Source organism: Sporosarcina cascadiensis, assembly GCF_009650995.1.
GTDB lineage: Bacteria > Bacillota > Bacilli > Bacillales_A > Planococcaceae > Sporosarcina > Sporosarcina cascadiensis.
This window is the reverse complement of sequence record NZ_WHVV01000006.1, coordinates 179,805-203,580: the sequence shown is the minus strand read 5'-3', so window position 1 is coordinate 203,580 and position 23,776 is coordinate 179,805. Positions and strand designations below refer to the sequence as shown.

22 protein-coding genes are annotated in these 23,776 nt (G+C 44.6%); 7 read left to right on the top strand and 15 right to left on the bottom strand.

Annotated features, from left to right (window positions below; genetic code table 11):
• From GDZ68_RS08930 to GDZ68_RS08895, 8 genes are all read right to left on the bottom strand, one after another.
• Positions 1 to 712: metallophosphoesterase family protein (locus tag GDZ68_RS08930; RefSeq protein WP_153721929.1), on the bottom strand; the 712-nt coding region annotated here is incomplete at its 3' end.
• Positions 713 to 757: 45 nt separating this feature from the next.
• Positions 758 to 1,471 carry an NAD-dependent deacylase gene (locus GDZ68_RS08925; RefSeq protein ID WP_153721928.1) on the bottom strand — a complete coding sequence of 238 codons (714 nt, stop codon included), beginning with the start codon at positions 1,469 to 1,471 and terminating at the stop codon, positions 758 to 760.
• Between the two features lie 129 nt (positions 1,472 to 1,600).
• Entirely contained in the window at positions 1,601 to 2,605 is a 1,005-nt protein-coding gene (locus GDZ68_RS08920; protein WP_153721927.1) for an aliphatic sulfonate ABC transporter substrate-binding protein, read from the bottom strand.
• Positions 2,606 to 2,634: 29 nt separating this feature from the next.
• A complete protein-coding gene (locus GDZ68_RS08915) occupies positions 2,635 to 3,390 on the bottom strand; it encodes an ABC transporter permease (protein ID WP_153721926.1) in 756 nt (251 codons plus the stop codon).
• Positions 3,323 to 4,165: an ABC transporter ATP-binding protein gene (locus GDZ68_RS08910; RefSeq protein ID WP_153721925.1), complete on the bottom strand. Its 843-nt coding sequence runs from the start codon at positions 4,163 to 4,165 to the stop codon at positions 3,323 to 3,325. The genes GDZ68_RS08915 and GDZ68_RS08910 overlap by 68 nt, the downstream gene beginning before the upstream one ends.
• Positions 4,166 to 4,342: 177 nt before the next feature.
• Positions 4,343 to 5,269: a cysteine synthase A gene (gene cysK / locus GDZ68_RS08905; protein WP_153721924.1), complete on the bottom strand. Its 927-nt coding sequence runs from the start codon at positions 5,267 to 5,269 to the stop codon at positions 4,343 to 4,345.
• Positions 5,270 to 5,353: 84 nt separating this feature from the next.
• A complete protein-coding gene (locus GDZ68_RS08900; RefSeq protein WP_153721923.1) occupies positions 5,354 to 6,568 on the bottom strand; it encodes an MFS transporter in 1,215 nt (404 codons plus the stop codon).
• A 27-nt stretch (positions 6,569 to 6,595) separates the two neighbouring features.
• Positions 6,596 to 7,078 (bottom strand): PaaI family thioesterase, encoded by a 483-nt coding sequence (locus tag GDZ68_RS08895; RefSeq protein ID WP_153721922.1) that lies wholly within the window; start codon positions 7,076 to 7,078, stop codon positions 6,596 to 6,598.
• A gap of 167 nt (positions 7,079 to 7,245) precedes the next feature.
• Between GDZ68_RS08895 and GDZ68_RS08890 the strand changes: the two genes are divergently transcribed.
• Positions 7,246 to 7,692 (top strand): hypothetical protein, encoded by a 447-nt coding sequence (locus GDZ68_RS08890; protein WP_153721921.1) that lies wholly within the window; start codon positions 7,246 to 7,248, stop codon positions 7,690 to 7,692.
• Between the two features lie 79 nt (positions 7,693 to 7,771).
• A complete protein-coding gene (pepF, locus tag GDZ68_RS08885) occupies positions 7,772 to 9,583 on the top strand; it encodes an oligoendopeptidase F (protein ID WP_194841110.1) in 1,812 nt (603 codons plus the stop codon).
• Between the two features lie 40 nt (positions 9,584 to 9,623).
• Here pepF and GDZ68_RS08880 read toward each other — a convergent pair whose 3' ends face one another.
• The 3 genes from GDZ68_RS08880 to GDZ68_RS08870 form a co-directional block, all read right to left on the bottom strand.
• Entirely contained in the window at positions 9,624 to 10,640 is a 1,017-nt protein-coding gene (locus tag GDZ68_RS08880) for an LLM class flavin-dependent oxidoreductase (RefSeq protein ID WP_153721920.1), read from the bottom strand.
• Positions 10,641 to 10,867: 227 nt separating this feature from the next.
• Positions 10,868 to 11,692 carry a bifunctional hydroxymethylpyrimidine kinase/phosphomethylpyrimidine kinase gene (gene thiD / locus GDZ68_RS08875; RefSeq protein WP_153721919.1) on the bottom strand — a complete coding sequence of 275 codons (825 nt, stop codon included), beginning with the start codon at positions 11,690 to 11,692 and terminating at the stop codon, positions 10,868 to 10,870.
• Positions 11,693 to 11,751: 59 nt separating this feature from the next.
• Complete coding sequence (locus GDZ68_RS08870) at positions 11,752 to 13,437, bottom strand: methyl-accepting chemotaxis protein (RefSeq protein WP_194841109.1); 1,686 nt, start codon at positions 13,435 to 13,437, stop codon at positions 11,752 to 11,754.
• Positions 13,438 to 13,784: 347 nt separating this feature from the next.
• On the opposite strand from GDZ68_RS08870, the gene GDZ68_RS08865 reads away from it, so the two are divergent.
• A complete protein-coding gene (locus GDZ68_RS08865) occupies positions 13,785 to 14,234 on the top strand; it encodes an FAD-dependent oxidoreductase (RefSeq protein ID WP_153721917.1) in 450 nt (149 codons plus the stop codon).
• Here GDZ68_RS08865 and GDZ68_RS08860 read toward each other — a convergent pair.
• A complete protein-coding gene (locus tag GDZ68_RS08860) occupies positions 14,186 to 15,334 on the bottom strand; it encodes an oxalate decarboxylase family bicupin (protein WP_153721944.1) in 1,149 nt (382 codons plus the stop codon). The two genes, GDZ68_RS08865 and GDZ68_RS08860, sit on opposite strands and share 49 nt — an antisense overlap.
• 253 nt (positions 15,335 to 15,587) lie before the next feature.
• Between GDZ68_RS08860 and GDZ68_RS08855 the strand changes: the two genes are divergently transcribed.
• Positions 15,588 to 16,262 carry a YoaK family protein gene (locus GDZ68_RS08855; RefSeq protein WP_153721916.1) on the top strand — a complete coding sequence of 225 codons (675 nt, stop codon included), beginning with the start codon at positions 15,588 to 15,590 and terminating at the stop codon, positions 16,260 to 16,262.
• A 42-nt stretch (positions 16,263 to 16,304) separates the two neighbouring features.
• Here the strand turns inward: GDZ68_RS08855 and GDZ68_RS08850 are convergent, their stop codons facing one another.
• Positions 16,305 to 17,651, bottom strand: coding sequence for a dihydrolipoyl dehydrogenase family protein (locus GDZ68_RS08850; RefSeq protein ID WP_153721915.1), 1,347 nt, complete (start codon positions 17,649 to 17,651; stop codon positions 16,305 to 16,307).
• A gap of 163 nt (positions 17,652 to 17,814) precedes the next feature.
• On the opposite strand from GDZ68_RS08850, the gene GDZ68_RS08845 reads away from it, so the two are divergent.
• From GDZ68_RS08845 to GDZ68_RS08835, 3 genes are all read left to right on the top strand, one after another.
• On the top strand, positions 17,815 to 18,360 hold the full coding sequence (locus tag GDZ68_RS08845) for a cupin domain-containing protein (protein WP_228551056.1): 546 nt from the start codon (positions 17,815 to 17,817) through the stop codon (positions 18,358 to 18,360).
• A gap of 229 nt (positions 18,361 to 18,589) precedes the next feature.
• Entirely contained in the window at positions 18,590 to 19,231 is a 642-nt protein-coding gene (locus GDZ68_RS08840) for an NAD(P)-dependent oxidoreductase (RefSeq protein ID WP_153721943.1), read from the top strand.
• 311 nt (positions 19,232 to 19,542) lie between these two features.
• A complete protein-coding gene (locus GDZ68_RS08835; RefSeq protein WP_153721913.1) occupies positions 19,543 to 20,040 on the top strand; it encodes an AAA family ATPase in 498 nt (165 codons plus the stop codon).
• Positions 20,041 to 20,475: 435 nt separating this feature from the next.
• Here the strand turns inward: GDZ68_RS08835 and GDZ68_RS08830 are convergent, their stop codons facing one another.
• Together GDZ68_RS08830 and GDZ68_RS08825 are read right to left on the bottom strand one after the other, a co-directional pair.
• Positions 20,476 to 22,041, bottom strand: coding sequence for an acyl-CoA carboxylase subunit beta (locus tag GDZ68_RS08830; RefSeq protein WP_153721912.1), 1,566 nt, complete (start codon positions 22,039 to 22,041; stop codon positions 20,476 to 20,478).
• The gene (locus tag GDZ68_RS08825) at positions 22,038 to 23,705 is read right to left on the bottom strand and encodes an AMP-binding protein (protein ID WP_153721911.1); all 1,668 of its coding nucleotides are present in this window, start codon (positions 23,703 to 23,705) and stop codon (positions 22,038 to 22,040) included. The genes GDZ68_RS08830 and GDZ68_RS08825 overlap by 4 nt, the downstream gene beginning before the upstream one ends.
• Positions 23,706 to 23,776 lie beyond the last annotated feature (71 nt).

Here is a 23,776-nt window from a genome sequence, read left to right as displayed (position 1 = left end):
AAGGAGATCCCGAATAGCGGATTGTTTCAGATCCGACCCAGTGCGCTCTATGTAAGTGGCCGAGAGCAGTATAATGAAACGGCGCAAAGAGGTCGGAGGATACGTATTCTGCACCGCCGATCGACAGCGGTCTTTCTGCATCGCTTGTGTTCTCTTCTTTTTCTCCGTGCGGTGTGATGAAAGCATGCCCGACAAAGACATGCCTGGCATCTTCATCCATCGTTTCCTTTACTTGCCCAATAATTTTTTCCATCGCCTGCTGATGGCTCGAGATGTCATCGTCCTGGAATAAGTGACGCACTTTGGAAGGGTCAGCATAAGGAATCAGATGGAAATGAACTTCACCGAATTCATCTTGTAAAATGACAGGCGGCAATTCTGCTGACAGCTCACCTGTAATATGCAGCCCCTGTTCTTTCATGAACGTGCTGCCGAAATGAAGCCGGCTTGGACTATCATGATTTCCTGCAATCGCAATAACAGGAATTTGCAGATCAATGACGATTTCCTGCAGTATGTCATTGAGCAAATTTACTGCTTCAGTCGGCGGGATTGCCCGGTCATACAGATCGCCCGCAATAATCACCGTATCCGGCTGTTCTATCTTTATTTCTTCAATTAAAGCGCTTAGAATATAGCGCTGGTCTTCTGTCATATAGACACCTTGGACTAGTTTCCCAAGATGCCAGTCTGCTGTATGGAATAATTTCAAATAGATTCTCCTCTCTTGGTACAGCTTTCTAAACTTTAATGATGATTACGAAAGTTCCCGGTCTGCTTCGCGTAAAACTTCACCGATCTTGCGTTCATTGATAACGAGATCTGCCAGGTAATCCATGGAAGTCGGTTCCATATTGATTATGACAAGCTTAGCTCCATTTTCTTTTGCCAGCATTGGAAACTGGTTGGCTGGTGATACAGTCAAGGATGAACCAAGCACGATAAACAGGTCGGCCTTTTCACTTTCAAAAACGGATTGCAGAAAAGCTTCTTCCGGCAGCATTTCACCAAATAAAACGACAGACGGACGCAGTTTCCCGCCGCATTCACAATAGAATTCATCTTGTTCATAGCGTTCATTGCCATATACTTTTCCGCAGCTTTCGCAATGAACTTCACGAAGCGTGCCGTGCAGTTCCATGACATTTTCCGATCCCGCCATTGTATGGAATCCATCAACATTTTGCGTAATGATGCCGGAAATCAATCCTTGTTCTTCCCATTTGGAAAGAATTCGATGCCCTTCATGCGGACCCGCTTCCTTGGCTGCCAGCACGCGCTGTTTATAGAACTGAAAAAATTGTTCGAATTGCTGATTGAGCGCATCAACACTCGCCACCTTCGCAGGATCTTCCATTTCCCACATACCAGTCTTGGCAGATCGAAAATCAGGCAGCCCGCTTTCAGTAGACATTCCCGCTCCTGTGTAAACGATTGTGTGCTTTGATTCCTTCAGTAAATCAGCCAGCATAGACACTCATCCTTTCATAATAGCGAAATTACGTTCTATTCTTATAGTAGCACAAAATCTTTTCAGCAAGATTGACAAAACGTTTACGAAATAAAAAACAGGCATCCAAGTTTGGATACCCGCCGCTGTTTATTTAGATGTGATTGCTTTGATAACTTGAAGATCAATTAGACCGTCGATTTCATTCGTCTTGATGTAATCTGCTTCCAGACTGATGTCTGCCATTTCCTGCAGAACGTCTTCATTCACTTCTGTTGTGACTTCTATTCTGCTGAATGCAGCTTCGAGTTCTTCTTTCCCCAGCTCTTTGCCTGTCAATCCCTTAATATGCTTGACGACAAGAGCCTGTGCTTCTTCCGGCTCATCACGCACGAATTGTACTGCTCTTGCATGCGCTGTTAAATAGGCTTTCACTAACTCATCATGCTGCAGGAATTGATCACTTGTCGCAACTACTGTATTTGTGGATTCCTTGCCCCATGCAAAGTCTTCCCAGTCCAGCAGTAGTTTACCGTCTGCCTGATTCTGCAGAATATAGCCCCATGGTTCTTGTGTCGCTGCTGCGTCCACTGATTTCTGAATGAACAATGTCGCTGTATCTGCCGGCGCCGCTGCGAAGAAGTCTACCGTACCGCCGTTCGCTTTTGCCTTCAGGTTCACATCTTTCAACGCTTTACGCAACATTACGTCTTGCGTGCTTCCGATAACGGGAATTGCTACTTGTTTACCGTCTAAGTCCGCCAGCTCATTAATATCGCTGTGGCCCGCTGATACCAATACCGCACCGCCATTTACTGCACCGGAAACGATATGGTATTTCGGATCCTTAACAAAGTAGTTGATCACCGGACCCGGTCCGACCGTTCCGATATCGATTGAATTCGTAGCCATCGCTTCCATGAATAACCCGCCGTTGCTGACTGTCTTCGTGGAAATCTTGACATCCTCTCCAAACTCTTCAGCGAAGTAGTTATTTTCCAGCCCGATAATGGTTGCAATATGCGTTAGATTTGGGAAATAACCGATCTTCACTTCATTTTTATCTGATTCAGCTGCATCTTTCTTGCCGCAGCCTGATAAAATCCCCACAATTGCCAGCACTGATAATAATACACCCGTTACTTTTCTGTTCATCTTCTTCTCCCCTTTTCCTCATGAGCGCGTTATGCCCTAATTCCCCATTTACGTTCCACATTCCGTTCCAGCCGCAGGAATAAAACATTATCCATAATCGTTCCGATCACACCGATAATGATCATTACCGAAATGACTAAATCCATCTGGCCGAGCGCACGGCCTGCTTCCAAAAGCTGCCCGAGTCCAACTCCGGCACCGAGCAATTCCCCCGCCATGAGAGCCCGCCACGAGAAAGCCCAGGCAATGCGCAGACCAGAAATCAGCTGCGGAACAGATGCAGGAAGAATCACAGTCCTCAAAAAGTGAAACCCTCCTGAACCAAGAGATTTAGCAACTTGCTGATACAGCAGCGGTACATTTTTGAATCCGCTTGTCGCGTTGACGATCATCGTCCAGGTTGCACCCAGTGTCACAATGAATAAAATAGCGAAATCGTTCAGGCCAAACCAAATGATTGCCAGTGGAAACCAGACAATACTAGGAATCGACTGCAATGCTGTTACGAGAAAACCGAGTGTATCTTCCACCAGTTTATAGCGCCAAATTAAATAACCAAGTATAAGGCCGAGTATCGATGCAATGGTAAATCCGATAAGCAGCCGCGTAAGGCTTGCGCCGATTGCGATCAAAATTTGACCGGAGATGAGCCCCGATACTAATGTCGTCATCACTTGTGTGAAGCTCGGAAACATGAAATCGGGCAATTCCGACAGTCTAGATGTGATTTCCCATATCGCCACTAGTATCCCGAGAAACACTATTCGTCTTAAAGCTGTAGTCATCACCCATCTCCTCCTTCAGCACCTTCTCTATTTCATCCTGCAGCTCTGCCAGAATCTGTTTCTCCAGCTGCAGCGTCACATCGCTTGGCATCACACCGTCTTTTGAATCTTTTGAAGTGAAAACTGCCTTTATTTTTCCCGGCCGTGTAGCAAAGACTACAATCTTCTGCGACAGCAGCACAGCTTCCCGGATATTATGTGTAATAAAGAAAATTGTCACTTTCGTTTTTCTCCAGATATCCAGCAGTTCTTTATGCAAGACCATCCGCGTCTGTTCATCCAGCGCTGCAAAAGGTTCATCCATCAATAAAATATCCGGCTCCATCACTAACGCCCTTGCAATCGAAACCCGCTGTTTCATGCCGCCTGACAGCTGATGCGGATAGGCATTAACGTAATTCCCCAAGTGCACCATTTTCAGCATCTCGATTGCTTTCTCCTCCGCTTCCTTCTTGGGCATCTTTTTCAGCAGCAGGCCATACGTGACATTATCCAGAACAGTAAGCCACGGAAACAACCCGGCTTCCTGAAACACGACGACACGATCTGATCCAGAACCTTTCACTTCGTTTCCATTAATTTGAATCGACCCGCTATCCGCTTTTTCCAGCCCGGCAATTAAGTAGAGCATCGTCGATTTGCCGCAGCCTGAAGGGCCGACGATCGAAACGAATTGTCCTTTTTCAACTTCTAGATTGATATTGTCGAGTACCTTTACAGTCCCTTTTTCTTTATGGGGAAAGCTCTTTTCGATCCCATTAATTGATAAGTACATGCCAACTCCCCCAGTCCTCGTTTTGTGCTTTCTTAATTCCTACTAATTCTATTTGTTTAACATATGTATATAATCTACCATTCAGATAGGTTTTGTCAACACTATTTTTAATATTCTTTTTTATAACCCAAAAAACCTCTCCCGCAGTGCAGGAGAGGTTCGTAAATAAATATTTTATCAGGTGAATAAATCGCTGGATAAATAACGTTCGCCCGAATCAGGCGCGATACAGACAACTGTATCTTCTGTGGTTAAACGCTTGGCTACCTGTAAGGCTGCAAAAAGAGAAGCACCTCCGGACGGGCCGAGAAGCACACCTTCCTGTCTCGCAAAATCCCTAACCGTTTGATACGCTTCGTCGTCTTCAATCCGGAAGATTTCATCATAAACATCTGTATTCAGAACAGGAGGGATAAAGCCGGGACTGGTGCCGACAAGTTTATGCTTACCCGGCTGTCCGCCGGATAATACAGGCGATCCTGCAGGCTCTACAACATGAACAGTAATATCGGGATCATGCTGTCTCAGCGATTCCCCGGTTCCCGTCACTGTTCCTCCTGTCCCTGATGTACAGACGAATGCTGTCAGTTTACGATGAATGGATTGGATTGATTCAATAATTTCTACAGCTGTCGTATGCCGGTGACTGTCGGGATTCGCTTCATTTTCAAACTGCATCGGGATAAAACTATTATCAATTGAAGCTGCGATTTCATTTGCTTTAGCGATGGCACCCGGCATGCGCTCCTTACTTGGCGTTAATACCACTTCTGCACCATATGCTCTCATCAGTCGGATCCGCTCAATCGTTGAATTGTCCGGCATAACGAAAATCGCAGGATAGCCTTTGGCTGCCGCGTTCATTGCGAGTCCAATGCCTGTATTACCTGATGTGGGCTCTATAATTGTCGCGCCGGGTTTCAGTTCGCCGCTTTTCTCCGCTTCTGCAAGCATTTGATAGGCAGCCCGGTCTTTGACACTGCGGCTCGGATTGAAATATTCCAGTTTCACATAGACTGCCGCCCCGTTCGGATCGCCGAGCGTTCGGACTTTCACTAACGGCGTGTCTCCTATTAATTCTGCCACACTATTTACAACTTTCATGCCGCACACCTTCTTTTTCAGTAATGAAAACAGTATAGCAAAGTCCATCATATAATTCCTGGTTAATCAATCAGCTTTATAAGTTTAAGTAGATGATTTAATTTGCTGATCACGCGGCAGTGCCAGACCGACAAGGCCGATAAACGGCAGGAATGAAGTGATAATCATCGTTTGATAGACACCGATTTCATCCATTAACGAACCGATGGCAACTGCGCCGACAGCTCCCATGCCGAACGCCAGGCCTACAGTTAACCCCGCCATCGTGCCAATTTTCGACGGCACCAGTTCCTGAGCGTAAATAACGGTGACAGAGAAACTGAGCATGATGAAAAATCCAATGACAAGCAGCAGCAAAATGATTGCCCATAACGGAGCGTACGGCAGCAGCAGACAAAGCGGAAGCGGCACAATCAATGACAGCACGATGACTTTCTTGCGACCGATTTTATCCGCCATGGGTCCCCCAAAGAATGTACCGGCGGCGCCTAATGCCAGGAATAAGAAAATATACAACTGGCCGTGTTTAATCGAAAGGTCGTAATTCTCCATCAAATGAAAGATATAAAAGCTGGTAATATTCGTGACATAGAATGAACGGGCAAAAATAATGACCATTAATAGAATGAGTGCTGTTACCACTTGATTCTTTGTCAGGTTTTCCATCGTCGTCAACAAAACTTTCTTTCTCTTGCCTGAACGCTCCTCATCGAGCTGTCTTTTATACCATAAGGAAATTCGGGTTAAGAGCGCGATTCCTGCTGCAGCGACTAATACGAAGACAGCGGCACCGATTTGTCCGAGAGGCACAAGTACAAAAGCACTGATGAGCGGTGCCAATGCCTGTCCGGAATTTCCGCCTACTTGATAAATAGACTGCGACAGACCACGTTTATTCCCTGCTGCTAAAAATGACACTCGGGAACCTTCAGGATGGAATACGGCGGAACCGAATCCAAGCAGCATCACAGAAATAATAATCAGCCAATAATTCGGTGCTAACGCGAGTCCCGCCATGCCAACCAATGAAAATGTCATACCGATAGGCAAAGCGAATGGTTTAGGCTTGCGGTCACTGAAATAACCGATCACAGGCTGCAGTAAACAAGCCACAATATTTAATGCAAATGCAATGAATCCTAATTGTCTAAAGGAAAAATCATGCGCTTCCTTTAGGATAGGCAGCATTGCCGGGATGACTGCCTGCAGCGTGTCATTAAATAAATGACAGATCCCGATTGCAATCATAATCGGGAATACCGGATTGTCAGCCGCCGCAGACGTTTGAGAGTTTTTCATAAAGATTATTCACACCTTATCTACTTATCAATTTCCGGTGAAAGTGGCAGGCATGACAACCCCAACCACTTCACCGGCCGCACATAATTCCTCGCCTGCATATATTTCTACATCCACTTTCCACTTCTTCGGATGAATTTCTGTGACGCGTCCGACGGCTTTTAACAGTTGTCCCTGCGGAGTCGGTTTGCTGTATGTAATCTGAAGAGATGCCGTAACAAACCTTGGCGGAACTGCTTCATCCTCGGGCTCATGGCCATTTTTACGATGCAGCGCCAATGCACAGGAACCGGTACCGTGACAATCCATGAAGGAAGCGAGAAACCCGCCATATACAAATCCCGGAATCGCTGTATACTTTTCAGCGGGCAGTGTATAGGTCACTGTTTGTTCCCCTTCCCAGCCAGTCCGAAATTGATTTCCTTCTTCATTTAAACGTCCGCATCCATAGCACCACGAAAAATCATCCGGATATTTATCCTGAATTGCGTATGTTACCATCTCTTTCATTAAAAGCCCTCCCTTTCACTGAATTATCTCTATTATACATTTCGAAAATTGAAATATCGAGCAGAACAAAGGAATCTTCCTCTTTTCACTAGAAAGCCGTGCGTATTGGGGCACATGCATTCATATACTATGACGAAACACAGAATATGCAAAAGGAGGTATTCCCCATGAAAATTCGCGCTGCTTTACTGACGATATTGGTGGCAGCCGGCTTCTATGTAATGATTCAAACCGTCAACGAATCTAACATCCACCCGATGGATTTGCTTAACTCCGAAACAGACGGAAGTGCTTTTTCTTCCATTACAATTCGCCAGCCGGGACTGCATGATCAGCCGCCGGTTACATGGAAAGTTGATCAAACGCATGAGATCGACAGGCTGCTGCAGTTTTTAGAAGCATATGATTATGAGCGGATCGATCCTGATACTCTGCAGTTATTTGATGACCAGCCGCATTTTACGATTGATCTGCATGATGATGCCGGAAACCGCATGACGATTTTAATTGAAGAAGGCATTCTTATCCATAACGACCAACTGTACTATGAGGTCGTCAATGGACCGCTTCAAGTCGATTGGCTAATGGAATTCATTTTGACTAATAAACCATAATTTTGTACTGCAGGCCGCTTCTGTATTATACTATTTATTAATTCGGCAACCGAATAATCGAACTGTGGGAGTGGTCTTTTTGGTGAAAAGCTTACCTGAACGCGCGCAAGTAAACGAGCAGGAAACATGGAATCTGCAATCATTATTTAAAGATGAACCTGCCTATGAGCTGGCAGTGAAAGAAGCGGAAACAGAAGCGGATGCAATTGCAAAGAACTATAAAGGAACGATTACGGACATTTCTACAGCAGTCAGTGCGCTGGACGCCTATCGAAGTCTGCAAGAAAAATTGGTCAAAATCGGCAGCTATGCTGAATTGGCTGCCAGTGTGGATTTAATGAATGACGATGCACAGATGCGGGAAAGCAAATTTAGTTCAATTGCTGCGAAAATCGGCAGTCAGACTTCGTTCGTCATGAGTGAACTGTCCGGCCTGCCGGTGGAAACACTGCAGCAGGCAAGCGAACAGTCAGCGGAATATGCCGTATTATTCAAGAAAATTATACAAGAAAAACCGCATCAGCTGCATCCCGAAGTGGAAAAGACACTGGCTGCTTTCTCGTCTGCATTCCAGGCACCGTACGCTTTATATAACACAACCAAGATGGCGGATATTCATTTCCCGAATTTCACAGCCAACGGAAATGAGTACCCCCTCAGCTATGTTTCATTTGAAGGAGTATGGGAATCAGAGCCTGATACGGCAAAGAGGCGTGCCGCTTTTCAGGCGTTCTCCAGCAAATTACGCGAGTATCAGCATACGACCGCTAAAACGTACGACATGCATGTGCAGATAGAGAAAACGACAGCTGATCTACGGGGCCACGATTCTGTTATTGATTATTTATTAATGAATCAAGATGCAGACCGGGCGATGTATAACCGTCAAATCGATGTGATCACGGAAGAACTGGCTCCTCATATGCGCAGATATGCGAAACTTCTTCAGAAGATATATAGTCTTGAAGAAATGACGTTTGCAGATTTGAAAATGCCGGTAGATCCTCTGTATGAACCATCGATTACAGTGGAAGAATCCAAGCAGTATATGAATGATGCGCTCGCGGTGATGGGAGAAGAATATCTTGATATGGTGAACCGCGCCTACTCAGACCGCTGGATTGATTTCGCGCAGAACGAAGGAAAATCCACCGGTGCATTTTGTGCGAGTCCGTACGGCTGTGATTCGTTCATTTTGATTTCATGGACGGGCAGTATGGAAGACGTGTTTGTACTGGCTCACGAACTGGGTCACGCAGGACACTTCTATCATGCCAACCGTGAGCAGAATTTATTTAATTCCGAGTCGTCACTCTATTTCATTGAAGCTCCTTCTACAATGAATGAAATGCTGATGGCCAACCATCTGCTGAAAAATTCAGATGATCCTAAATTCAAACGGTGGGTGCTGGCATCCATCGTTTCTCGGACGTATTACCATAACTTCGTGACACATTTATTGGAGGCGGCTTTCCAGCGTGATGTTTATGAGCTCGTGGACACGGGAGGTAATGTCAATGCAACGATTTTGAATCAGCTGAAACGCAATGTGCTGGAGAAGTTCTGGGGTGACACGGTTACGCTCAATGAAGGGGCAGAACTGACATGGATGCGCCAGCCGCATTATTACATGGGTCTCTATCCTTACACATACAGTGCTGGTTTAACGATTTCAACCGAAATGGCCAAGCGCGTGTTAAATGAAGGGGAGCCGGCCGTAAAAGAATGGCTGAATGTCTTAAAAGCAGGCGGTTCCAAAAAGCCCGCTGAATTAGCAAAAATGGCCGGTATTGATATTACGACTGACAAACCTTTACGCGACACAATTGCCTATATTGGCAGTCTGATTGATCAGATTGAACAGCTGACACAAGAAATAGACGCACAATAAAAGGAAAACGCATCTGCGCAAATTTGGCAGATGCGTTTTTTTATTTCATTAGATTACTGACAATTTCATACGAACGAAGACGATCTTCATGATTGAAGATGCCGGAACTGATGATTAATTCATCAGCTTTTGTCATCTCGACAAACTCCTCCAGTTTGCGTTTCACAGTATCCGGACCGCCGATAATGACAGACGGCGCTTCACTTTGCTGCGCGACAGCCGCTTGTTCATACTGAGACCATACCGCATCAATATTTTCAATCGGCGGTGAGAACTGAGCCATTTTATTTTGACGGATATTCAGGAACTGCTGCTGCATCGATGTTGCCAAATATGCGGCTTTTTCGTCAGTCTCAGCCGCAATCAAATTAATTCCCATCATGGCATGCGGTTGTTGCAAATCTTTTGAAGGACGGAAATTTTGGTGATACAGCTGAAGAGCCTGCATCATATAAGCCGGCGCAAAATGACTGGCGAATGAAAATGGCAGACCCAGCTGTGCGGAAAGCTGTGCACTGAAACCGCTGGAACCAAGGAGCCAGATTGGAATATTCTGGCCGGCACCCGGGAATGCTCTTACGCGATCGGTTGGATTTCCTGCAAAATAAGTACGCAGTTCTTCCAGCTGCTGAGGAAAATCTTCCCCGTTGCTCTGTAACGTGCGGCGCAGTGCGTAAGCTGTCGCCTGGTCACTGCCCGGTGCACGACCCAATCCAAGATCAATTCGTCCCGGATACATTGCATCCAGTGTACCGAACTGTTCAGCGATAACGAGCGGTGCGTGGTTTGGCAGCATGATACCGCCTGATCCTACACGAATCTCCTTCGTTGCTCCCGCTACATGTCCGATGATTACGGATGTTGCTGAACTGGCAACCCCCGGCATATTATGATGCTCTGCCAGCCAATAGCGGTTATAACCCCAATCCTCTGCATGCCGGGCAAGATCTGCACTATGTTTAAATGATTGACCTGCATCACTGCCTTCATTGATCATCGCCAGATCCAAAATGGACAGAGGGATGCCGTTGTATTTCTTTGCTTGTTCCCTAATCATTTCCTTCACTCCTCATGACAGCAGCCATTTCATAAAAATGGCTCGATTTTATTTGAATTATTTTTATTGGACTAACTTTTGCAAGACCAGTTTTCTTAAGAACTAATGATCTTCAGCAAACTTACTATTTGTAAGCTTATCAATTTACTTTCTTTAAGTAAAATCTTTTGTTTCAGTGTAAATATAAAAGCACCATCTGCCCCATATCAGGAAAATGGTGCCGACTATCATTCTTCTGTTACTGTCACGCCGGTCTCATCATATTTGCCGTAAGCCGCATGATAAGTCGGTCCGACACCCGCTTTACATGTCAATGAATGCCGGATCCCCGCCGTGATGAACTTCTTCGCCTCCATCACTGCCTCCAAAACAGACTCTCCTTTAGCCAGGCCGGCTGCAATTGCAGCCGAGTAACTGCACCCCGCACCATTTGTATGAATCGTATCGATGCGCGGAGCAGCAAGCAAATAATACTTCATTCCATCATACAGTACATCTACTGCCGGACCTTCCAGCCGTCCGCCTTTAACCAATACATATTCAGGACCTAACTTTTTCAGTCTGCACGCTGCCTCTTTTAGGTCTTCAACAGAATTCAGTTCCATTCCATCCAGCAAATAAGAGGCTTCCGGCATATTGGGTGTAATGATTGTGGCTAGCGGGATTAAAAGGTTCTTCATCGATTCCATGGCATCTTCCTTCAATAAAGCAGAACCCATCTTGCCGATCATCACAGGATCCACTACTATATTCTCTATCTCCGAATTCCCTATCCATACAGCCACATGGTCAATGATCTCTTTTGTAAACAGCATTCCGGTCTTCAGGGCATCAGCGCCTATGTCTTCTTCAATAGTTACCAGCTGAGCTTCAATCGCATCCCAGCCCAGAGGGAAAATTCCTTGGCCTGTCCTGGGATTTCTCGCCACAATAGCAGTCACCGCCGTAGTTCCAAAAACATCAAACTCTTGAAATGTCTTCAGGTCTGCCTGGATGCCTGCTCCTCCGCGGGCAGCAGAACCGGCGATTGTCAATGCACGTTTAATATTCATTTGTACCTCTCCTTAATTTAAAACAGGTACCCCTCTGTAACGGGATACCTGCCTCTCCATTATATTCTGAACTGTTGAATCATTTCTTGCAAATCAATTGCTTTTTTGCTGAGATCATTCGCTACCGCATTTATTTCCTGCACAGTTGCCATTTGTTCTTCCATTGCCGCTGACGTCTGCTCTGTTTGTTCTGATGCAGAAACAGAACGTAAGGCGATGTCTGATACAGAAGCAGATACTTCTTCTGCACTCGCGGAAATTTCTTCTGTCGCTGCTGAAATCTCTTCAATCTCCTCATTCATTTTCCGAATTGCCATGACAATCGTCTGGAAAGCCCGTTCTGCATCATCGATTACCTCTACGCCTTGAGATGCATTGCCCAGACTTTCTTGTACGGATACTTCTACCTCCTGTGTATCTTTCTGTATAGCCGATGTTAATCCGACGATCTGACTTGCAGATTTTTTTGATTCCTCGGCAAGCTTACGAACCTCGTCTGCCACTACCGCAAACCCTTTTCCATGTTCTCCGGCACGCGCTGCTTCGATTGCCGCATTCAATGCCAATAAATTGGTCTGTTCTGTAATGCCCGTAATGACATTCGTGATTTTCTCGATTTCTGCAGATTGCCGGCTCAGCCGCTTAATCATTTCATTCGTTTTGGAAGAAGAACTGTGGATGAGCGCCATCTGATTCTTTGCAGACTGCATCGTTTTTTCACTTTCGCTGCCTAGCTTCATCGCGTCCTCCGCACTGTCATGCAAATTAACCGTAGATTCTGCGATTCGCTGCACGCCTTTAGCGGTTTCTTCCATTGCAAGGGAACTTTCACGAGCGGAAACTGATGACACTTGGGCTCCTGTAGAGATAGTTTCCACAGCACGCGAAACTTCTTCAGAAGAATCCGACACTTCATTCGTACTTGCCGAAAGCTCTTCAGCAGAGGCAGTCAAATGGTGCGCATTCGCATAAACATCCCCTATTACTGTCCGAAGATTATGCCTCATTCGGTTAAATGACTCAGATAAATCATGCAGCTCATCTTTCGTTTCAACAATGATATCCTGTCCCGTTAAATCACCAGAGGCAATAACTGCCGATGCATCCGTAACGCGTCGCAGCGGTCGGGTAATCATGCGTGTAATGTAAACGGAAATCGCTGCCCCTGCCAGCAATACAATCGTGCTTACCAGGATTAATCCAAGCTTAGCAGAATTTGAAGTTTGAGCTGTCTCCTTCATCTCTTCTTTCAGACTTGTATATTGTAGATTGATCATCTGATCCATTGCGTCAAGGATTTGAGTAGTCAACGGCCGCATAGTTTCTTCCAATACAATCGTTGCCTGTCCAGTCTGTCCCGCTTTTTTTAAATCAATTACCCGAACTGCCGCATCCGTAAAGTCTTTTGATAACAATGCAAGTTCATCAATAAACTCTTTTGACCCGTCCGCTGGCATCAAAGCCTGAAGATCTGTGATAGAACGTTCAACTACTTCGTTATGTTCAATAAAAGAAGTTGCATCTTCTTCTTTCCCTCGCAAAATGAATGAACGGATGTAAGTTCCAGACATCCCGATTTCTGTTTTGACTACTTGGGCCTTCATCGTTTGAGCTACACTGCCATTCATCATCTTATTAAAACTGCTTTCTATTTTACTCAGCTCATAATGACTCCAGCCAGAAGATGCTAAGACTATCAACAGAATGATACCAAAGCCCATATAAAGTTTTTTACCGATCGACATTGCTCTTTCCTCCATTTAATCGAATGAGTTACGCAGTGATTACCTACATAATTCATTCGTGAAATCGTACCGTCCATCTATTCTATTTCCAAGTACATTATCGTCAAAAGAAGCAGATTTATAATAGTAAGGAATAAAGTTCATTTTTTCTAAATTAACAAACAAAATACCTGCCTCCTAATATATCTTATTTTAACGATTAGTCATTTAGGACTAAAATGACTTTCTTTTATTTCAGGTAAATTGCTCATATAAGAGATCACCCGATCTTTTCCTGAAAATGTTTAGTTTTCTAGAAGAAAGGAAGGAAAAGAGTAGAGTATCAATAGGTAAGGAGGAAAAAACACATGGATAATCTGCAAGTTGAAAATCGGTCTTATTGGAAAGCGAGCACGCATGCTGTGAGTTATTTAAAGCTTGCAAAAGATGAAGCTGCTGACGTGGCAGTGATTGGCGGCGGAATCTCGGGTATTTTGACAGCCTATTACCTGGCAAAAGAGGGACTGTCTGTTGTGCTGCTGTTCTCGCTTGGAACATCGGGAATGGCGCGGTCGGCGGCTGGTATGGCTCGTTTGGAATACAGTTTCGCGCGGCACAGCATGAGTAAGGTGCGGTGCCGGGCTTTTTTGGCTCGTTTCGTGCAGACTTTGGTGCGATACGACGTCACTTTGGCGCGTTTCGTCAAGCTGCCGATTTTATCGCCACTAAAAACCTCTGACCAAACTACGTCAGAGGTTTGCACATTTCATTATTTGAATTTCACGTTCGGACGTTTGTCTTTATGCAGCGCATTCTGAATAAATTCATCGCTCAGCGGTAAATGTTCTTTCAGCAATTCCGGTGGTGTTTGTGACATCCACTGATTCAATGAAACATCCGCGAAATGATCACTGCGGAACATTTCCAAGAATTTCAACGTGGTGTCGCCTGTATTTTGAACATAATGTCCCATCGCAAATGGCACATACCCTACGTCGCCGCCTTGGAAATCGTATGTCCTTGATTTGCCTCCTGAAGCAAATACTGTCATGCGTCCCTGACCTTCCAAATAATATTGCCATTCATCTTCGTTCGGATGCCAATGCATTTCCCTAATACCGCCTGGTTCGAGTTCGACCAACGCAGCTGCCACTGTTTTTGAAACGGGGAAGTTAGTTGAGTCGGCAATACGCACAACCCCTCCTGAAGTTTTCACTGGCTCCACGTCAAATAGTTTAAAACTGAAGGGCTGTTCCACAAATTCATTCGTATCTTTAGGCAAGCCTTGAGCGATCGGACCCGGCACCGCTCCTTGATACATATACAATTCACCGTCAGGAATATGATCAAACTCTTCTTCGGATACGCCAAAATTTGCAGCCAGCACATCTTTTGGCGTACTGGAAAACCAATCTGTTATCGAAAATGTACTATTCTCCGAAAATGCACCGTCATCAAAAGCTAAAATAAATTCCGCCCCTTCGCTCAGCCCTTTGATAGAATGTGGGATGCCAGAGGGAAAATACCAAAGATCTCCTTCTTCCACATCATCGACAAATTCCTTGCCATCCGGTGAAATGGCGGTAATACGAGCTTTTCCTTTGATCATATATGACCACTCTGCTTCTTTATGCCAATGGAGTTCTCGCACTCCGCCAGGTTCCAAATGCATATTTACTCCGGCAATCGTTTTGGCTGCCGGCATTTCCCGAATGGTCACTTCGCGCGACCAGCCGCCATGCTCTACTCTCATATGGGATAATGCATAAGGAAATTTCAAGTTAGGCATCGTTCCGCTGTCTGTCTCAGGAGGCACTAGGATATCAGGATTCTGTCTTGCAATCTCTGGATTTTCAGCACCCCAAATTTTTCCTCCTTTATCATCTTTCATCGGCTGCGGATTTGGCCTTTTTTCCATACTCTCATTATTCATTAATAAATTCTCCTTTCTTTTTCATCAGCGAAAAATGATATCCGGTGAAGAGCAATCTCCTATTCTCGTTGTCTTCCATTATTCGCAAATATTGTATCTCACTCTATCTTTCATTACCCTGTTATCTGCACACAAAACTAGAATATTCTGTTTCCTAACTCATCAGAAGGGTAAGAGGTAGATAGGAGATTGATCTAAGACCTTTGTAATCAAAAGTCGAAAAGGAGTGCTTAATGCCATGACACCTAAACCAATGAATCCGCTATATCTCGGTACAGGGCTCACTGCCATTGCCACTTTTCTAATGGGCTTTATCGATGCTTATACTTTTTTTCAACATAACGGTTCTTTCGCAAGCGCTCAGACAGGAAATTTAGTCACGTTAAGCGCCAAGTTGTTTTCTGGTGACTTCAAGGAAGCTATGAGTCATGTATGGGTATTCGCCGGTTTCGCGATAGGGGCTTTCATTGGAGAAGCCGTAATTGAGCGATCTAAACATAAAGGTTTGAAAAAGTATATGTATTTTTTACTGATCCAAGCGATTTTGCTGTTTATCCTGGCGGTTTTCCAAGGTGTATTCAATGGATCTGTTATGCTGCTGATTTTAGGTCTGCTGGCAGGCTATGAACTTACCGTTTTACGAAAATTCCGTCATACGACTATCAATAACGGAATTATGACGGGCAATACAAAAAATCTAATGAATAATCTCTATCAAGCACTATTTAATAAGAATCGCGATGCAAAAAATGATTGCTATCATCTAGCTTCTATTATTATTATTTTCATGTTGGGGGCAGGAGCCGGAACTTTGATTATCCAATATAATGAAACGCTGAATCTGTGGGTTGCATTTAGCATTGTGTTAATTTCATTCGCTTGGTCGACAGTGAGTTTGAAGACAAAGGAATAGCAACAGCAAAAAACAGGCGCCTTTTTTCTGGCGCCTGCAAGTTCAGACCATATAGCCAATATCCGATGCAGCAGTGGGATAAGCAAATGGCAGTTCTTTTAACTCTTGAAGAGACAGCTGAAAACGAATTGCCATCGAGAAATAGTTGATAAGTTCATCTGCTTCCCCTCCCAAGAAATGGGCTCCGAGCACGATATCATTCTCTTCATCGATAATTATCTTATACGCAGCAACTCCTTCATTTGTACGTCTATACGTAAACCACTCTGTCATATTGTCATGATTAATAACCACTTTCTTCCCCGACTTCTTCGCCTCTTGCTCACTCATTCCGACTGATGCCAGCTTGGGAACGGTGAAAACGACTGAAGGGACGACAGGATATTCAGCTTTTTCATGGTTGCCATCGACTAGATTGGTGGCAACAGCATGAGCTTCTTTTACGGCGATAGGAGTTAAAGGAGGCCCATCAGTCGATGACGCATCTCCTGCTGCATATACATGCGGATTGCTTATGCTCTGCATATATTCATTTACACAAACTCCTTGTTTGTCTCGTTCTACATTTCCTTTTTCAAGGTTCATATCAAGCGCAGCCGTGCGCCCTGCTCCGTGGACGACTAAATCAGCAAGCCACTGAGATTCCCTGTCATCCTTCTCCCCTTTAACGATATAGGAACTTCCATCTTTCTCGATCCCGTTCACACCGACTTCCAAATGAACATGCACACCCACTTCTTTCGAATAGTGAATCAGTTGATCGACCAAATCCTGATCAAAGTGCTTCAATGCCTGATCACTTCGATGGAGAATATGCACATCTGAACCAGCTCGTGCTGCAATATGCGCAAATTCGAATGAAATAAAGCCGCCGCCTACAAAAACGATATGTTTTGGCAGCTGATCAAGTTCAAGGAATTCGTCACTAGTCATCATATATTCTTCTCCGTCAAATCCCATCTTCACAGGTTCTGCTCCGGTAGCAATTACGATTTTCTTACCTTTCAGCATATCGGGACCTACTCTCAATTCCGTCTCACTTTCAAAATAGGCTTTCCCATGATAACGATCTATTCCCAGTTTCTTGAACTTTTCCTCTGTATCATCAGGAATCGATTCAGTAAAGGTACGTTTGAAATTCATCAGTTCCGGCCAGTCTATTTTCGAATCTCCTTGAATTCCTTTCCCGTTCATACGTCTATTCCAATCCATTATTTCAGCTGCACCGACCAGTACTTTTTTCGGGTCGCATCCCCGCTGCGAGCATGTACCGCCAAACGGGCGGTCGTCTATAATCGCCACACTCCAGCCGGCTTCCCTGCATTTAGCTGCTGGTATGGAGCCAGCCGTCCCTGTTCCGACTACCAGTAAATCATATTCTTTCACCATCTTCTCTCTCCTCCATTCACGCATTTGAAAAATTTCTATTCATTACTGATTTACCCTCTATTCCATCCATCACACTTCGTCAGATCAGGTAATAGTACACGTAACGTATGAGAGGACCATGACATAAACTATAAAGGTAATAATCAATTATATGAAAGAAGGGTTGAGTAAACTGATATCTTCCAATCAACAACACGGAACAGACGCCCAATATGCGGCGGATGTAAATAAAAGTCCATTTTTCAAGAAAGACGACCAAAATTTCATCAATATTCTGAGCACACAACAAATAAATACGCTACAAAATACATCTATGCTGGACATCTTCCTCAGCAAAGACCGCATCATCGAACCTCATTACCATCCGAATGCTTCAGAACTGACCTATTGCGTATCTGGTTCCGCTACGATTTCTATGATGAATTTGCAGACAAAAAAGTTTCAGCACTATCGAATTACATCCGGGCAGGCAGTAAATATCCCGCAAGGATGGTGGCATTACCAAATCGCCCACGCTGAAGACACCCATCTGCAAGGCATTTTTAATGCAGATATACCTGAAGTCGTATTAGGTTCTGATATTTTAACCGCCACGCCGGCTGATGTCTTCGCCTACAGTTACGGACTGAATGAAGAGTTATGGAAAGACGCAACGGAAAATATACAGCCTTCCACTATAATCGGCCCCCCGGCAAATCGGAAGACGTAAAAAAGTGGCGGAATATTTTTCCGCCGCTTAAAAATTCTTGTTGATCTCTTCTCCTCATGTAGACAGATACTCAGAGACCTTTTCCAGCATATCGCTTATTCACTTCCATTATATTAGACTTCTCCTCTCTCACACTTTATCCTAATAGATACCAACCTGTTCTTGAAAACAAAAACCCCTGTCCTCAGTTGCGGAATACATGACAAGATCATCCAAGGAGGAATCGATGATGAAAATAGGAATTATTGGAGCAAACGGAAAAGCGGGAAGTCTCATCATGAACGAAGCGCTGGAACGCGGTCATGAAGTAACGGCCATTGTGAGAAACCCGGAGAAATTGCAAAATGACAACGTAACGATCATCCAAAAAGATATCTTTGATTTGAAAACAGATGACTTGGACAGTTTCGATGTCCTGGTCAATGCTTTTAATGCCAAATTTGGCGAGGAATATTTACATACGACATCGGGTGAGGTCTTAATTCGTGAATTAAGTGGCTTGCCGAATACGCGGCTAGTTGTCGTGGGCAGCGGCGGCAGTCTGTTCTCTGACGAAAAACGCGATGAACGCATTCATGAAACAGCGGGCTTCCCGCAGCAGTTCATGGATACGGCTCTGCAGATGCAGAAAAACTTAGAGGACTTGGAGAATACAGATGATGTAAATTGGGTATATATCAGCCCTTCCGGTTTATTTGATGCAGAAGGAGAACGAACTGGGAAATATGAAACAGGCACCGACGTTGTGCTGACCAATTCGACGGGGGAATCCTACACAAGCTACGCCGACTTTGCAGTTGCTCTGATGGATGAAGTGGAATATCCCAAACATCATAATGAAAGGTTTGCAGTTGTTTCTGAATCGGAGTAGGTAAAAAAAGTTACTATATGCTCCATGTATACTAATGGTTTCAGCACATGGGGAGAAAACGTTAAAAGTATAGCCCATGGGGAAGCAATTCGCACATAAATTTATGACCCTTGCTAATTATGTTGTGGAAACGCTTGTTAATTGGTAGCTGAAATATTTACCTTGAAAAGAATATTGAAAGAGAAAAGGCGCTTTATGCAAAATAGGCGATAAGAGGACGGCTTGTTCAACCAAATGAAGGCAGATTGTTGAATAACATGTTTTACAAGGTAGAGCAACATCCACTAATAAAACTTGGAGGTGTAAAAAATATGAAACAACTGGGGACGCTATACTTCTTCTGTGGAAAAATGGGCGCAGGAAAATCAACTAAATCAAAACAAATGGCAATAGATAAACATGCGGTACTATTATCTGAGGACGAATGGCTTTCATCTCTTTATCCTAATCAAATCGAATCATTTGATGACTATCTGAAATTTTCAGCGCAGATTAAGCCGCTGGTGAGAAAGCATGTACAAAATATATTAAGCGTTGGTACAGACGTAGTGATGGATATTCCAGCTAACACTCAAAAGCAGCGAAAGTGGTTTTTGGATATGGTGTCAGATGTCAATGCAAGCCATCAACTAATTTTCCTTAATCTAACTAACGAGCAATGCTTACGTCAAATTGCACAAAGGCGTAATGAACAACCCGAAAGAGCAAATTTTGATACGGAAGCAGTGTTTACCCATGTCACTAACTTTTTTGAAGTACCAGAAGCATCCGAGGGTTTAAATATTTTAGAGTTTAGTGGAAAAGAATAACGTGGAGTTCAACACAACATTGTGATACCTTTCAACAAAAGGGCGCAGTTAATGAATAAGTTTAGAGTAGACGCATAGTTGTTTGGAGCGGAAGACGGCCGATTCCGGGAGGATCAGCGGAACAAGTGAAACACCCAGCGAGCGAAGCGAGGGCTGTTGTTCACCGCACGCCTATCGGAACGCGTGCCGTCTGGAGCGCAAATCAACGAGTTTTATACAATATACCAGATTCGGGTACGAAGCTAATTTATAATAGGAAACATGGTATGTAAAACAACGTACAGACGTAATAATCTGTGCGTTGTTTCTTGCTTTTTCTACCGTAAATCTTGGATAAAACATATGTTTAATCAATTGTTATTTGACTTGCTACTGATGATTTTCTCTCTATCAACCGAACCCATTACTTGCATACACACCATTTTTATTTTCGCTTTAAAAACCAGTTGGCCAATTCGCTAAACGCCGCTCGCTCCTGCCGCCGTTTTTCGCACAGGCAAAGTCCAATGACTGACAGATGAATTTTCGAGTGTCCTTCGGATCAATAACATCATCGAGATAATGACTCGCCGCTGCTTTATAAGGCGAACTGTCAAATGCCCAATTCTCCAGCAGCTTTTTTCTCTCTTCTTTCGGATCATCTGCTTTTTCCAACTGTCTGCCATAGACCACATTGATTCCGACTTCCGGACCCGTGAAGTTAATCTCTGCTGTCGGCCACGCCACCACAAAATCCGCACCCATCGTCGGACCGCACATATTACCGTAGGCTGCCCCGATACTCTTTCGTATGATAACAGAAATTTTAGGCACAGTTGATTGTGCCAGCGCTTGATTCCACACCATGATCTTCGTTGGAATTTTTTCTTTTTCAGCTTGTGTACTGATTCGGAATCCGGGCGTATCATGCAGGAATATGAGAGGAATATGGAAAGAATCACAGAGGCAAATGAAATCGGTTGCCTTCTCGCATTCATCGGGACCTGCAGCCCCGGCAAATTTATTCGGCTGATTGGCTATGATGCCAACAGCTCGACCATTCATATGCGCCAGAACGGTAATCAGCGCCTGCCCATAGCCTGCCTTATATTCCATATATTCTCCATCATCCACTAGATCCTGAATGATTTGCTTCATGTCATAGACCCGGTTCGACAGCTGCGGAAGAATGGACAGCACACGATCTGCCATACGTTCTGGACTGTCTTCTGTTTCTTTAAGCGGTGGCAGTTCGGAACTGTTTGAAGGCATATACCCGAAAAATCTCTTCATCTGCTCGATGCATTCATCCGCGGACTCAGCTGCCGCATCTGTTTGACCAGTTTGGCGGGTATGTACTTCCGTTCCGCCAAGTTCTTCCTTAGAAACGGTCTGCCCATTGGCAATTTCCAACATACGCGGACCTGCAACCGCTAGACACGTTCCTTTTACTTGCGTCACAAAATCGGATGATACCGCAATCCATGTAGGGCCTCCAAAACTATCTCCTAAGATTCCTGTTATCATCGGGACTTCACGGCCAAGCGTAAGAAGTTCTTGAGGAAATAGCTTGGTGCTGATTCCGTCTGAGCCCATCCCGTCCGGCATCCTCAGTCCGCCGCCTTCATTCAAATTGAACATAGGCAGACCGCGCTTAATCGCATACTCCATCAACGCTTTAGACTTTCGGAGATGAACCGTCCCTTCCGTCCCTGCGAAAACCGTTTGATCCCCGGCTTGAATCACCGCATGCCGGCCATTAATTTTCCCTAAGCCGCCGATCAACCCGTCGCCTGCACTTTTACCTTCAGACCCCATTTGATCGGAATGATTCAGCATGCCTAATTCCATGAATGTGCCTTCGTCAACAAGCAGATCGACACGCTCTCTTGCAGTATAGCGTCCTGCCTGCCGCTGCATTTCCAGCTTATCTACCCCTCCGCTGTTCAAAGCCTGTTGTTTTCTTCGTTTCAGATCTTCAACAGACTGACGCACTTCGTTTTCAACTGGTTTTTGCGTCATTGCCGATCACCTTCCTCTTTCAGCAGCCTTCGTAAGATTTTTCCTGAGCTTGTGGTTGGCAGTTCCTCGATAAATTCCACTTCTCGTGGATATTTATAGGCAGCCATATTTTCTTTAGCCCAGTCAATTATTTCTTGGGGTTCGATTTTACCTTTAAATTCCTGTTTCAATATAATGAATGCTTTCACATTTTCTCCTCTTTTTGTGTCCGGTACACCTATTGCAACTGACTGCGAGACTGCAGAATGATTGCTGAGCAAAGCTTCCACATCATCAGGGAAAACGCTGTAGCCAGAACACTTGATGAGCTCTTTAATGCGCCCCAAATAATATAAATATCCTTCTTCATCCAATTTCCCGAAGTCACCCGTGTGCAGCCATCCTTCTCGCAATGTTTCTTCCGTTGCTTCCGGCCTGTTGAGATAACCTGTAAAAACACCAGGTCCCCTTATGATCACTTCACCTTCTTTTCCTGCAGGCATCTCTTCTCCAGTAGCCTGGTCGATAATTTTAATTTCCGTTTCATTGACTGCGATTCCGCAGCTACCATACTTGAAGTTCTCCTGCGGCATAAATGTATCTCCAGTATGGGTTTCACTCAATCCATAAGCGGCTTCGTACATTGGACAGCCATTTGTCACGACTTTCCACTTATCCGCCAGCTCTTTTGTCACTTGCAGACCAAAACTGGTCGACAGATTTTTCTTCAAGGAGGAAAAATCCCGTTTTTCTACACCTGGCAGTTGCATGATGGCCCCGTTCATGATCGCAATGCTGTACCAAGTGGTTACTCTATATTTTTCAATCGCCAAGACGGTTGCTGCTGGATCAAATCTTGTCATTAATATCGTCTCGCATGCATGGTAAACAGGAATATTTACTCCCATCAGCATACCAGCGATATGACTGAGCGGCGCAATCGACAGCAATATCTCCTCTTGCATCATTTCATTACCTGCAACAGCGGCGGCAGTTTTGTATAAAGCATTTCCATGAGTAAGCATGGCACCTTTTGGCCTGCCCGTCGTACCGGATGTGAAGACCAGCAGAGCCACATCTTCCCAAAGATTCGTCGCCGGATAACTCGCAAGCGGTTCATTCTCCTGAATGATGGAAATAAAATCAAACGTTCCATCAGCGCGTTCTTTCGGCAGATTGTATTCTTGCGGAAATGGCAGGTCAGGCTGCGCAGGAACATAATCGATATAGTTCGTCGTAATTTTACAACGCAGACCCGGCACCTCATCCACTATCTTTTCAATGCGGCTGTAAATTTCCTGTCCAGCAATCATCCCTGTAATATCTGCCTCCTGAATCAAATAAACCAGCTCTGCTTCCCGATACATCGGATTTAAAGGGACTACGATACCACCCATTCGCTGAATCGCGTAATGGCCGATAAGATATTGTGGGCAATTTTGCATAAACAGCGCAATGCGTTCTCCCTTAACGAAATTTTGAGTAACAAAGAACTGAGCCAGTCGGTCTATTTGATCATCGAGCTCTTTCCAGCTGATCGCATTGCCGTAAAACTGAAAGGCTGTTTTTTCTGACTGCTCCTGCGCGTTGTGCTTCACATATTCATGGAGTGGAATCTCTCCAAGACGATAGGTTAATTTTTCGGGTACCGTGGATGGCCAATAAGGTCGCACTGTTTTCTGCATAGAATTCTCCCCTTTATTCATTAACTAGTCAATGTAAAATTCTTCAGTTTCTATTCCACTTGATGATCGCG